8 protein-coding genes are annotated in these 13,667 nt (G+C 40.8%); 3 read left to right on the plus strand and 5 right to left on the minus strand.

All coding sequences use genetic code 11. The features are described 5' to 3' along the window. Window positions 1–409: 409 nt before the first annotated feature. Genes ACRWQM_RS13210 through rppH form a run of 3 tightly spaced genes read right to left on the minus strand, consistent with a single transcriptional unit; the run spans window position 410 to window position 4,024 of the window. The gene (locus tag ACRWQM_RS13210) at window positions 410–1,210 is read right to left on the minus strand and encodes a sulfite exporter TauE/SafE family protein (RefSeq protein ID WP_434930283.1); all 801 of its coding nucleotides are present in this window, start codon (window positions 1,208–1,210) and stop codon (window positions 410–412) included. Between the two features lie 29 nt (window positions 1,211–1,239). After that, window positions 1,240–3,474 (minus strand): phosphoenolpyruvate--protein phosphotransferase, encoded by a 2,235-nt coding sequence (gene ptsP / locus ACRWQM_RS13215; protein ID WP_434930284.1) that lies wholly within the window; start codon window positions 3,472–3,474, stop codon window positions 1,240–1,242. Window positions 3,475–3,499: 25 nt separating this feature from the next. Further along, window positions 3,500–4,024, minus strand: coding sequence for an RNA pyrophosphohydrolase (rppH, locus tag ACRWQM_RS13220; protein ID WP_226410719.1), 525 nt, complete (start codon window positions 4,022–4,024; stop codon window positions 3,500–3,502). An 823-nt stretch (window positions 4,025–4,847) separates the two neighbouring features. Between rppH and mutH the strand changes: the two genes are divergently transcribed. Both mutH and ACRWQM_RS13230 read left to right on the plus strand, forming a co-directional pair. Further along, complete coding sequence (gene mutH, locus ACRWQM_RS13225) at window positions 4,848–5,516, plus strand: DNA mismatch repair endonuclease MutH (RefSeq protein WP_434930285.1); 669 nt, start codon at window positions 4,848–4,850, stop codon at window positions 5,514–5,516. A 237-nt stretch (window positions 5,517–5,753) separates the two neighbouring features. Then, window positions 5,754–6,773: an adenylate/guanylate cyclase domain-containing protein gene (locus ACRWQM_RS13230; protein WP_434928552.1), complete on the plus strand. Its 1,020-nt coding sequence runs from the start codon at window positions 5,754–5,756 to the stop codon at window positions 6,771–6,773. 106 nt (window positions 6,774–6,879) lie between these two features. On the opposite strand, the gene oxyR is transcribed toward ACRWQM_RS13230, so the two are convergent. Together oxyR and ACRWQM_RS13240 are read right to left on the minus strand one after the other, a co-directional pair. After that, on the minus strand, window positions 6,880–7,800 hold the full coding sequence (gene oxyR / locus ACRWQM_RS13235) for a hydrogen peroxide-inducible genes transcriptional activator OxyR (RefSeq protein ID WP_434930286.1): 921 nt from the start codon (window positions 7,798–7,800) through the stop codon (window positions 6,880–6,882). A 166-nt stretch (window positions 7,801–7,966) separates the two neighbouring features. After that, window positions 7,967–8,332, minus strand: coding sequence for an Hpt domain-containing protein (locus ACRWQM_RS13240; protein ID WP_434930287.1), 366 nt, complete (start codon window positions 8,330–8,332; stop codon window positions 7,967–7,969). A gap of 884 nt (window positions 8,333–9,216) precedes the next feature. Between ACRWQM_RS13240 and gltB the strand changes: the two genes are divergently transcribed. Then, window positions 9,217–13,665, plus strand: coding sequence for a glutamate synthase large subunit (gene gltB, locus ACRWQM_RS13245; RefSeq protein WP_434930288.1), 4,449 nt, complete (start codon window positions 9,217–9,219; stop codon window positions 13,663–13,665). Window positions 13,666–13,667: the final 2 nt, after the last annotated feature.

A 13,667-nucleotide genomic window follows, 5' to 3' on the forward strand; every position in this document is an offset into this window, starting at 1 on the left:
TATGTTGTTTCATGATGATAGCCATTAACTCTTGATGATTAACTAACTTGACGGCTTCAGCTTTAATAGTGGCACTTCTAATGTTGTAACCGGTAATTTTTTGAAAAGAGGTAGATGGTTATGGGCCTGACATGTCCATTGCAGTAGACATTGCTATTTAGGAAGATATCGTCAGTTGTGAAGATTTAAGCATTTTATTAGACAAAGCGAAGCTAGAGATACAAAACTGCCCTACTAGTGATAATATTATCGCTATATTTAACAAAACCTCTTGCATACATTTCGTCCGCTCAAATCAACATAACGACGGTAGCAAAGTCGTGTTAAACAAACGGCTAATTACATCGCAGTTAATTGAAAGTATAAAATTCCCTTTGATTAATATATGAATACCTGTGGACTAGTCTCATTAGCTAAAAATCAATTTCAAACCGACTACCAACAAAAGGCCTGCAAAGGCCTTTTTTAGTATTGGCGTAGGTAAGGTGCTCGCAGCTTTGACACCTAAAGGGGCACAAATCATTGAACTAATAATGATACCGAATAACGCCGGAAGATAAATATAACCCAAGGTGCCAGAGGGCAAATCAGGCGCATCAAACCCTGCAATGACATATCCCGTCGTTCCAGCGATAGCAATTAAAAAACCGGTTGCCGAAGAGAAACCTACTGCTTGTTTCATTTGTAAACCACAAACGGTTAAAAAGGGAACTAATAATACCCCGCCACCAATTCCCATCATACCTGCGACTAATGCGATTAAAATAGACACAATAAACAACACCCATGAAGGAGGTAGCTTACCTTCGCCTTTTGACTTAAAGGGAAATGCCATTTGAATGGCCATCAATACCACAAAAATCGCAAAAGCTTGCTGTAGCTGATCCGATGGGATCATTTCTGACACAAAACCCGCTGACAATGCCCCTAGAACAATACCAGGGAATATTGGTTTAAATAACGCCCAAGGAATGTTACCTCGTTTATGGTGCGCGGTTGCTGAAGATAAAGAGGTTAAAATAATGGTGCTCAATGACGTTGCAATAGCGACATGAGTTAATAAAGAAGAGTTAATGCCTACCCAAGGCAGAATATACAATAATGCGGGCACGATAATCAGCCCACCGCCAATACCTAATAATCCAGCCAAAAAACCTACAATTGCCCCTAATCCAAGACATATTGAAAAAACCAGTAACAAATTTTCCAAGGTATTCCCTTAACATTGATAAATATAAACTAGTGTAAAATATCTTCTAACTGATGTTGTTGAGTAAATTCAAACAGCACTTGTTTCACTTGGGTGGCATTAGAAACAGATAAACAAATTGTCAGTACTTGGTTTAATTGGGAGTGTGATACTCGTCGAAGAAGATAATTGATTCGCGCTAAACTCGCCTGGTTCATACTGAGCTTGGTGTATCCCATAGCCACTAATAAAAGCGCACCATAGGGTTCACCTGCAAGCTCACCACAAACACTGACATCTAAATCATGCTGTAGGCACTCATCCAATGCGCGCTTTAGCGCCCTTAAAATACTGGGATGATAGCTATCAAACAGTGAACTTACATTAGGATTATTACGATCTACAGCCAACAAGTATTGAGTTAAATCATTACTACCTACAGAGACAAAATCAACTCGCTTAGCCACATCATCTAACTGATACAGCAAAGCAGGAACCTCAAGCATCACACCAATTTTTGGTCGAGTCAGCATACTATTCAATTCAATATTCAACTCATTATATGCCTGATCAAGATATTCTATAGTTTGATCTATTTCATCTAGGTTACTGACCATAGGCAATAGAATTTGTAACTGTTTACCTTTACCGCCCGCTTGTAACATCGCTCTTAATTGCATTAAAAACAACTCAGGATGATCAAGCGACAGTCTAATTCCTCGCCAGCCTAAAAAGGGATTGTCTTCTTTAATGGGGAAATACGGTAAGGGTTTATCTCCACCAACATCAAGTGTACGCATGACAACAGGACGATCACCCGCTGCATTTAATACCCTTTGATAGACTTTAATCTGCTCTGCTTCACTAGGGAATCGTTGATGCAACATAAAGGGAATTTCGGTGCGGTATAAGCCTATGCCATCGGCTCCATCAGCAATATCAGACTCAATCCCACTCAATAGACCCGCATTCAAATATAAATGAATACGTTTGCCATCAAGTGTGTTTGCAGGCAAAGACAGCTCGGCAGAGAAGCGTTTTTGTTTTTCAGCATCGACTCTTATAAGTGCTTGATATTCGGCCACCACTGCGGGTGATGGCGACACCAGTAACTGGCCTCGGTTGGCGTTTAGGACCAATAGCTTATTATCTATATTGGTCTCTAATACCTGCTCAACACCAACCAATGCAGGCACACCTAGAGCTCTTGCAAGAATTGCTGCGTGGGCATTAACACCACCCAGTTTAGTCACAATACCGGCTAACTTATGGCGTGGAAATTCTGCCAACATAGTCGCATCGACTTCTTTAGCAACCAGAATGACCGGCGTTTCAGGTTCAAACTCTAACCTATCGGGCTCAATTAACTGACGCAGTACCTTTTGACCGAGCTCGCGAATATCACTAGCTCGCTCTTTAAGGTAGGGATCATCCATTGCCAAGAATTGATCAATATATCGGATAGATACTCGACTTACTGCAGATTCAGCTCGCCAACCAGCGGCAACTTCTCGAACATATTCCCCCCCAAGACTACTGTCATCGAGCAACAGTTTAAAAGCGGAAAAAATAGAGGCCACATCTTCTGCTTTATCACGTTCAAATCGCTGTGAAATAGCACTTAACATATCTTTGCTGCGACTAATGGCTAATTTAACCCGAGTGGTTTCATGCTCTATGCTTTCACATGCTAAATCAGCTTGTTCTAGAGAAATAAGCCCCCCGAGTACCAATCCCTTAGCGATTGCAATGCCACTTGATGCTGTGGTGCCATTAAAGACCACTTGGTCCTGCACATTAGTAATAGCAGCTTTATTTTTTAAACTGCGGATCACCACGGCTAATTGCGCCGCTAATGTCATTAAAAAGGCTTCTTCACCCTCACTAAACTGGCGAGGATTAGGTTGCTGAACCACAATAACACCTACCACCATTTTTTGATAAATGATCGGTACAGCAAGAAAAGCGCGATACTCTTCTTCTTCAACCTCAGGGAATAATTTAAAGCGCGGGTGAATTCTTGCATCAGCTAAATTAACCGCTTCTTCGCGTTCAGCAGCTAATCCAACTAACCCTTCTGTTAATGGCATTCGAACATGGCCAACAGCAGATTGATGTAGTCCTTCTGTAGCAGAAAGCACCAGCTGCTGGTGCTCAAGAAGATAAATAGAACAACACTGAGTGGCCATAGCATGCTTAGTTTGCACAACCAATAGCGATAATGCCGCTGTTAATGTGTTAGCAGCGGCAACGGCCTGTGTAATATCCCTAAGTGTATTTAACACTTTATTTATCCTTTAATGATGGCCCTTAATTTCGGTTGCGGCCTCTTCGCCTATTGTGATGAATCTCTCTGGTTTGCAAAGCTAGCGTGATTATTGCAAATTCCTTCATCACCTTCCGGTATACGTCTCGCTTAAAAGACACCACTTGCCTAACAGGATACCAATAACTCACCCAGCGCCAATCATCAAACTCAGGATGGCCTGAAGAATTCAAGTTAATGGTATTGTCATGACCTTTTAGTTGTAGCAAAAACCATTTCTGTTTTTGTCCGATACACACAGGTTTACTATCTTGTCGAATTAAACGCTTCGGTAAACGATAACGTAACCAAGAGCGAGAAGTAGTCAAAATTTGAACATGTTCAGGTAATAAACCCACTTCTTCATATAATTCGCGATACATGGCTTGTTCGGCTGTTTCGCCTTCATCAAGCCCACCCTGTGGAAATTGCCAAGAATGCTGACCAAATCGTCGCGCCCACATAACTTGACCAGACTGATTACAGATAATGATGCCCACATTTGCGCGAAAGCCGTCGCTATCAATCACATGGACTCCAATTTCACAAAAATTTTCATTGATGTGATTGTTTCACAAAGCTTGCTTATCAGCAAACCCCTATTTGCAGCATCCTATGGGATAATTATAGCTTTTATGCATTCTTATCAACAACTAAATGTTCTCGACAGACTCGTTATCCACAAAATCTGTGGATATGTCTGTTTGAAACTTGCGTAAACTTAATAATTTGATTAAAAAACCACTTGTTGCAAAGTGTTTTTAAATTTAACCAACAAACATTAAAAGCATTAAAAACAATAATATAAACAACAAAAAAGACTATTTTACATTAACGAAATAAAAAGAGGTTACTTTTTAATCACCACCAAAGTTATACCAAGACACTAGAGCTATAACTAAAACTTATTCACAAATGACAACTGATTTTTTGAAATAAAATGCCTTTTTTGGCCATAAAAGTCATTGACTCACACTTTTACATCGGTTAAAGACAACAACTTTAGCATGTTATGCAACAAATCTGTGGATAACTATGTGGGAAAGACTAGGGATAAAAGCGTGTAACTTTTTTAAAGTCGAATTACTCCATAAATTAAAATGCGTTAAATTGCTTTATTTCATCAACTTAAATGACTTTCTGGCGGATAAATAACACCACCCAAAATAAACGACTATTATTTAACCAACCCGTTATTGTTCCATTAAAATCTACAATAACATCGCTATATTAATCAGAGTTATTTTACCAAACTGTTGAAGGGTATTTCTCAATTGTTCAACACAAACAGTTGCACTAGAGACTAATATTGATAATCTACTGCCACAACTCAACATGATCAGCTTAAATGTTATGCCAAAACCATCACCACAAAGCTTGACAGAACTTATGCAAAGGGCCCAAGAAATTGCCGGAGTGTCTCTAGCTGACATTGCATTGGAAAATGGCATTAACGTGCCTCAAGACCTAAAACGGGATAAAGGTTGGGTAGGACAATTAATAGAAATGGAACTTGGTGCCATAGCCGGTTCAAAACCTGAACCTGACTTCATCCATTTAGGAGTAGAGCTAAAAACAATTCCAATTGATCACAAAGGTAAACCACTGGAAACTACCTACGTTACCGTTGCCCCCTTGACTGACATTCATGGCCTCACTTGGGAACAAAGTGTGGTGTTTCACAAGCTTCAATCTGTCCTTTGGGTTCCCATCGAAGGAGAACGCCATATTCCGGTTGGGCAAAGGCGGGTTGGTACTCCGCTACTCTGGTCGCCATCAAGATCAGAAATGGCCTTACTAAAGCAAGATTGGGAGGAAATCATGGAAAAAATTGCTCTGGGGCAAGTCGAAAAAATTACCGCTCGCCATGGTGAAGTGTTGCAATTACGGCCTAAAGCTGCAAACAGTCAAACATTAACCGAAAGTATTGGTCCAGATGGGGCTATTCAATTATCCAATCCACGAGGATTTTACTTGAAAATACCCTTCACCCAGCAAATCCTTAAGAATGCATTTTTGTAAAAATATATTAATAAACTTTAGCAAACACTAATAAACCTCTTATTAATCATTATTAAGCTAAAAAAAACATTTTCTGTCACTCTATTGATCTAAATCACAAATACGACTAACACAAGTAGGGGTTTTTCGTTAAACTGCGGCTCTATTTGATGCTCATCTCGGATCTGATTTTTACTCTTGAAAGCCAAAAAACAACTTAAAAAACTCATCTTTGCCATTTTAGCTTGGTGCTTTGCCATGGCTGCATTTGTGTTTTTCCGATATGCACAAACGCCTGAGCTGCCACAATGGGCTATTGGCAATGGTGATCTTGCGACTCTAGCTATCTTTATGGGCTGTGTTTTTGGATGCTTACATTGGATGTCAAATCTAATAGCCGACTTTAGTGCAATTAGTCGTTTACCTTATATTTTCTCGGTTATTTTTAAGGGCTTATTTTTATTATTAGGTGCGACCACTATTGCCTATGTGACCCAATACTTAAACATGTGGGCTATTGAAAATCATATGGTTACCTTAAGACAAATGCTGACCGCGCATGTTCTTTACAGCCCTTCTTTTCAAGCATTAGTGGTTTATTTAGTCGTTGTGAGGGTTGGGTTGGCCTTTATAGAACAAATGGCCTTACTGGTTGGTCCAAGGGTGTTATTGAATATTGGTCTTGGTAAATATCATAAGCCCCGCTATGAACAACGCCTATTTCTATTTCTTGATATGGCTTCGTCGACCTCACATGCTGAAGCTCTGGGTGACTATCGATTCTCACGCTTGATCCAGGACAGTTTTAGTTTATTAGCTGATACTGTGATCAAAAATGATGCAGAAATCTATCGATATATGGGTGATGCAGTGCTGATTTACTGGCCACTTGAAGAAGGCATAAAAGAAGATCGTTGTTTAAATATTTACTTTGAGTTTTGCACTGAATTGCAATGGCAAAGAAAGTATTTTGAGCAACAATATGGTTTTGTGCCTAAATTCAAAGCTGCGGCCCATTGTGGTCAAGTTGTCGCTGCGGTTGTAGGCGTACACAAACAAGAGATTAGTTTCTTTAGTGATGTGTTAAACACACTGGCAAGACTACAAGATCAATGTAACCCATTAGGACAAAGAATGCTGCTGTCAGGAGATGTTGCCCATCGCCTAGAGCAGCAGGACAGCCTCTATCAACTTAAAGATTTGGGTTTAGTCCCACTTAAAGGCAAACAACACCCTATTGAAGTCTATGCTGTCAGTACCAAACAAAAATCTATATGACTTGAAACTGTGCACAAAAAACTGTGTACAAAGTCATTGTTGATCTCTGAATAACTAAGGACGGCATAGCCAACTGGTATTTATATCACTGCGTTAAATAACAATATTAAGATTTACTCATCGCTTGGGGCATTAATTTTTGCTGCATGGCCAAACCTAAGGTTCTAAAGGTACTTATGCGGCTGGTTGTTTGACGCCATACTAGACCAATTTCACGATATGGGGCATCACCAGGTGGGTCAATCACTTTAAGTTCAGTGTCGTTTAAAATCCCCGCATCAATTGCCATCTGAGGTAAAAAGGTTGTCCCCAGCTTGCTGTCCACCATTTGCACTAACGTGTGTAGGCTAGTCGCGGCGAAAGGATTGATTTTTGCACTATTACCTAACTGGCATGCGGTAATAGCATGACCCGTGATACAGTGCTCAGCTTGCAATAAAAAGATACTTTCATCAGGCATTAATTGATAATCAATTGGCTGCACCACATCACATGAGAGCTCTCGGTGCATCACCATTTTAAATGGATCGATACCCACTTTCATACTATGAAACCCACTTGTATCCACAGGCAATGCTAGAATCAATAAATCCAATTCTCCCTTCGCTAGCGCGTCTAATAAACGTTCAGTGGTATCTTCTTTCAATAATAATGACAGCTGTGGATAGTCCTTTTGACAGAGTTTAACGACTCTGCTCAACAAGAATGGCGCGATGGTAGGAATACAGCCCAAACGTATTTCCCCTGTCATCGGGGCGCCTTGGTTTTTAACCAATTCAACCAGGTCATCTACATCGGTCAGAATATTGCGAGCTCGCTCAACAACTTCTTCACCAATGGCGGTGAACATAAAAGATTTATGATCACGTTCAATCAATTGATAACCAAGCTGTTCTTCTAAATTCTGAATACCACTAGACAGTGTCGACTGGCTGACAAAACATATTTTAGCTGCACGATTAAAATTTTGCTCTTGATGTAAGTTAGTCAGGTAATAAAGATTTTTTAAACTCGGAAGACTTTTCATATAATCGATTATATCAAAGGATAGTAATTTGAATAATGAATTAACAACGGCAGAAAAACAAGGTTATCATGATGAACTAGGACACAAAGTTTAAAAAAAATCGAAAAAAATACCCCTAAAATGAGGGGTATTTTTCAACAGCGTTCAACAAAAGACTAGAATGGGTTTAAGCTTTAGCTTGTAAAAATAACTTAAGTTGCTGTAAATCGCTTTCAGCATGATCAACTATTTCAGCTAACCAAGTTTTGTGTTCATCTGCCCACTTAGCTTCTTCGCCGTGCTGTAGCAGCTGAGCAAACTGTTGAATACGCTTTAAACCAACAGAACCTGCAGCACCTTTAAACTTATGCGCTTCAGAACACAAGGCCTCTTTATCACCGTCATCGTTAGCTTTAATCAAACAACCAAGATACTCAGGCATCAATTGTTCGAACAACACAACACTTTTCAATAAAGTACCAGCACCGATGGCACTAACGTATTGCTCAAGTGTGTTCAAATCCAAAATTGCATCTAACGGCGTTACGGACATTTAGGGCACCTCTAATTAGTTTAAAATTCTAAGTCTAAGCCTATAAAATTAGCTTTATAATACCCCGTCTTTGCCCCTATGCAAGCTTTGCTAGAGGTTAGCTCCTCAAACCTGTCACAGGCAACATTTTGATAACAATTAAGTAAACAACCTTATCCCATGCTTAAAAAAACATCTTAACAATTCATACTATAATCCCGTTTCTAGATGATGAAAATAGAACAACACACTAGCAGCTAAACAGACATAATATTGTCTGATAAGAGCTTTCACGCCTTTTATTCCTAAGTTATACAGTCCATTTTATCTCTTAACTAGCTGCATTAACTCGACCTTCGAATAACATCGCGCTAAGCATCTAATTAAGCAATTTTAGAAACAAAACTGATCGAAGTATTAAAGTAAATCAAACAGTTGTTTTAGACTTAAATCAAAGAAAACCAACTCAACCATTGATAACATCGAGGTTATATTGCCTTTGGGTTAATGTTTTAAACAAAAACAGTATATTTTAAATTACTAAAAGTGAATATTTAATCAAAAAAACGATTGATAATCATTGAGACTGTATTTGAAATAAAATTCACTATTTTTATTTCAAAAACAATTCAAGGCGGTTGTTACCAAAAAGTTACCAAATATAGAATGACATTCTAAAATTCTTTTTATTCATAAGGTTATACAGAAAATAACACAGTTTACGTTAACGTAAACCTGATGCAATATTACAGTTATTTAGTAATAAAATTTCACAACCATGCAATAATTGCGTTTGACCTTTGTACAAACTCAGTTTAATTTGAGAGGTTCGGGTGCATATCTATGGAATTTCTTCACATTTACCCCGAGTCGTATCTAGTTAGAGGTTTTAGGGGGTTTTTTGTATGAGCTTATATCATCCCAGTTTCGAGCGGGACAATTGCGGGTTTGGATTGATTGCGCAAATGGATGGCGACGCCAGCCATAGAATCGTGCGCACTGCAATTCATGGACTCGATCGCATGAAACACCGTGGTGGTATTGCAGCCGATGGACGTACAGGTGATGGCTGTGGTCTATTAATGCAAATGCCAACCGAATTTTTTGAAGCAATAGCAGCTGAAAATGACTGGCACTTAAGCCGTAAGTTTGCTGTGGGCATGTTTTTTCTAAGTCAAGATCAGCAAAAAGCTGACGAAGCTAAGTTTATTTTAGAAAAAGAATTACAACGAGAAACATTAAGTGTTGCCGGCTGGCGTAAAGTGCCTGTGAATCCAGATGTACTGGGCGAAATTGGTCGCAACAGTTTACCGCAAATTTACCAGGTACTAATAAATGCACCTGTAGGTTGGCGTGAAAAAGATTTAGAACGCCGCTTGTATATGGCGCGTCGTCGTCTTGAACAACAAATTACCAATGACGATGATTTTTATGTTGCCAGTTTATCGGGTCAAGTCATTGTCTACAAAGGCTTGATGATGCCTGCTGATTTACCGTCATTTTATAGCGATCTTGCCGACATCAGATTAAAAAGCGCGATTTGTTTATTTCACCAGCGCTTTTCAACTAACACCTCGCCTAAGTGGCCTTTAGCACAACCGTTTCGCTATTTAGCCCACAATGGTGAAATTAATACCATTACCGGTAACCGCCAATGGGCCCGTGCACGTGCTTATAAGTTTAATTCACCTTTGTTGCCTGATTTACAACAAGCGGCTCCCTTTGTGAATGAAACCGGTTCTGATTCATCATCTTTAGATAACATGCTAGAAATGTTGTTATCTGGCGGAATGGATTTATACCGCGCAATGCGTTTGCTTATTCCACCAGCGTGGCAGTCAAATCCAGAAATGGATGATGAATTAAAAGCATTTTATGACTTTAACTCTATGCACATGGAACCATGGGATGGCCCTGCGGGTATCGTAATGACCAATGGTCGTTATGCGGCTTGTGCAGTTGACCGTAATGGCCTGCGCCCTTCTCGTTACGTCATCACTAAAGACCGTATTCTTACCTTAGCCTCTGAAGTGGGCATTTGGGATTATGCTGCTGATGAAGTGATTGAAAAAGGCCGTGTAGGCCCAGGTGAATTGCTGGTGCTTGATACCTTAAATGGCCGTTTACATCAGTCATTTGAAATTGATAACGATTTAAAACGTCGCCACCCATACAAAGAATGGATGGCCAAAAACAGTCAAACTCTGATACCAGCAGAAAGTATTGACCCATCAAAACAAGGCTCAAGCCGTTTTGATGCCAAAACCTTATTGCAATATCAAAAGCAATTTGGTTTTACCCGCGAAGAACTTGAACAAGTGATATGGGTATTAGCCAGTAAAGGCGAAGAAGCTATCGGTTCAATGGGTGATGATACTCCCATGGCTGTGTTGTCGAAAAAGTCACGATCATTGTATGATTATTTCCGTCAAAAGTTTGCCCAGGTCACTAACCCACCGATTGATCCATTGCGTGAAAAACACGTTATGTCCCTTGCCACTTGTGTCGGACGTGAACAAAATTTATTCAGCGAAACCACAGGTAATGCTTACCGTGTGATGTTTAACTCGCCCATTTTATTGTTTAGCGATTTTAATCAACTATTGGGATTAGACAGTACTAACTATCGTGCCAATACCGTTGATTTAAACTACGATACCCATGAAACGCTCAAACAAGCTATTCATCGAATTACCGATGAAGCTGAGCGTTTTGCACGCAGTGGCACCACCTTGTTGATTTTATCTGATCGCGCTGTCGATAAAAACGCCCAGGTGATCCCTGCAGCAATGGCTGTTGGCGCAGTACAGACCCGTTTAGTCGACAAAAGTTTACGTTGTGACACCAACATTATTGTTGAAACGGCGTCAACACGTGACCCGCATCATTTTGCAGTATTAATTGGTTTTGGTGCCACGGCAATTTATCCATACCTAGCCTATGAATCCATTGCGGCGATGGCTAAAAAACACGCCATTGAAGATGTGACTTCCTTAATGCTTAACTTCCGTTATGGCATTGAAAAGGGCCTGCGTAAGATCATGTCAAAAATGGGCATCAGTACTGTGGGCTCTTATCGTTGTAGTCAACAATTTGAAGCCGTCGGTCTAGCCAGTGATGTGATTGAATTATGCTTTAAAGGCGTGATCAGTCGTATTGAAGGGGCAAGTTTTAGCCATATTGCTGACGATCAAAAAGTACTTCATACCGCGGCATATCGTGCGCATGTCCCCTTGCCACAAGGTGGTTTACTTAAGTATGTCGAAGGTGGCGAATACCACAGCTTCAACCCTGATGTGGTAAACAGCTTACAGGCATCTTTGAAAAATAAAGATTATCCAGCATACAAACAATTTGCCCGATTAGTAGATGAACGTCCTATTGCGACTCTACGTGATTTGATTGGCGTGAAAGGCTCACTAGCCGCAATTGAGTTAGACAAAGTAGAAGATGCAAGTCATTTATTTAGCCGCTTTGATAGCGCGGCTATGAGTATCGGTGCGCTAAGCCCTGAAGCTCATGAAGCGCTTGCTGTGGCAATGAACCGTTTAGGCGGTCGCTCTAACTCTGGTGAAGGTGGTGAAGATGCACGTCGCTTTAACACTGAACGTAACTCTGCCATTAAGCAAGTTGCCTCTGGTCGATTTGGTGTCACCGCGCATTACCTGGTTAACGCAGATGTATTGCAAATCAAGGTTGCTCAAGGGGCAAAACCGGGTGAAGGCGGTCAATTACCGGGCCATAAAGTCAGTGTTGAAATTGCCGGATTACGCCATGCACGTCCTGGTGTCACGCTTATTTCCCCACCACCACACCATGATATCTACTCAATTGAAGATTTAGCCCAGCTGATTTTTGATTTAAAACAAATTAACCCTACCGCTTTGGTCTCAGTAAAGTTAGTTTCTGAGCCTGGTGTTGGCACCATTGCAACCGGTGTGGCTAAAGCCTATGCCGATATGATCACCATTTCAGGCTATGACGGCGGCACAGGCGCAAGCCCGATAACATCAGTGAAGTATGCCGGTTCTCCATGGGAATTAGGCCTAGCTGAGGTTCAACAGTCGTTAGTTGAAAATGGCCTACGCCATAAAATTCGCTTACAAGTTGATGGCGGCCTAAAAACCGGTACCGATGTCATTAAAGCTGCGCTTTTAGGTGCTGAAAGCTTCGGTTTTGGTACCGTGCCTATGATCGCATTAGGCTGTAAATACCTGCGTATTTGTCATCTTAATAACTGTGCCACAGGCATAGCAACTCAGGACAAGAACTTACGTGATAACCATTATCATGGGTTACCTGAACGTGTGATGACTTACTTTGAATTTGTTGCCGAAGAAGTACGAGAGTGGATGGCCGCACTGGGTGTCAGTCAATTTGAAGACTTAGTGGGTCGTAGCGAGTGGTTATATGCCCTTGAAGGCCAGACAGCTAAACAGCAAGGTCTAGATTTATCACCAATTCTGTATAAACCTGTCGTGCCAAGCACTTCATCACTTACATGGAAAGAAATTAATCCGCCGCTAGATATTGGTCAACTTAACCAAACTCTGCTAGCTGATTGCAAAAAAGCCGTTGATGAAGGTGATAGCTATGCCTATCAATATGCCATCAATAACACCGACCGTTCTGTGGGTGCCGCACTGTCGGGTTATATTGCCAAGTTACATGGTGTAGCAGGCACTAAAGAGCCAATATCATTGGGCTTTACTGGCAGCGCAGGTCAAAGCTTTGGGGTATGGAATAGCCCAGGGTTAAACTTGAAACTGTGTGGCGATGCCAATGATTACGTTGGTAAAGGCATGTCGGGTGGCAAGATTGTTATTCACCCGCCGATAGGTAGTCCGTTCCAAAGTGAAAGAAGTGCCATTATTGGCAACACCTGTCTATATGGTGCCACTGGCGGTAAATTATTTGCCGCAGGCCAAGCGGGCGAGCGATTTGCAGTACGTAACTCTGGCGCCATTGCGGTTATAGAAGGCTTAGGTGATAACGGCTGTGAATATATGACCGGCGGTATTGTTGTCGTATTGGGTAAAACCGGGGTGAACTTCGGCGCTGGTATGACTGGTGGCTTTGCTTATGTATTTGATCAATTCGGCCGCTTCAACCGCCGTGTCAATACTGAGTTAGTCGATACCTTGAAAGTTGAATCAACCATTCATCGCCAGCACTTAAGAGGCTTAATCGAAACTCATGTTGCCGAAACGGGCAGTGAGCATGCCCATTTGATTTTAAGTGATTTTGACAATTGGATAGACTGCTTTGTCATGGTTAAACCTAAAAATGTTGCCGTTGCTGATCTATTAAAAATCGAGCAAAAAAGCCCTGAATTAGCTGTTAAGGCGGGATAATA

Source organism: Shewanella sp. HL-SH5, from assembly GCF_051163755.1.
Classification (GTDB): domain Bacteria; phylum Pseudomonadota; class Gammaproteobacteria; order Enterobacterales; family Shewanellaceae; genus Shewanella; species Shewanella glacialimarina.

Excerpts from the sequence above, each read along its gene's own strand:
- mutH (WP_434930285.1), top strand. The coding sequence starts at position 4,848 with ATGCCAAAACCATCACCACAAAGCTTGACAGAACTTATGCAAAGGGCC.
- gltB (WP_434930288.1), top strand. The coding sequence starts at position 9,217 with ATGAGCTTATATCATCCCAGTTTCGAGCGGGACAATTGCGGGTTTGGA.
- ACRWQM_RS13240 (WP_434930287.1), bottom strand. The coding sequence starts at position 8,332 with ATGTCCGTAACGCCGTTAGATGCAATTTTGGATTTGAACACACTTGAG.
- ACRWQM_RS13230 (WP_434928552.1), top strand. The coding sequence starts at position 5,754 with ATGGCTGCATTTGTGTTTTTCCGATATGCACAAACGCCTGAGCTGCCA.
- oxyR (WP_434930286.1), bottom strand. The coding sequence starts at position 7,800 with ATGAAAAGTCTTCCGAGTTTAAAAAATCTTTATTACCTGACTAACTTA.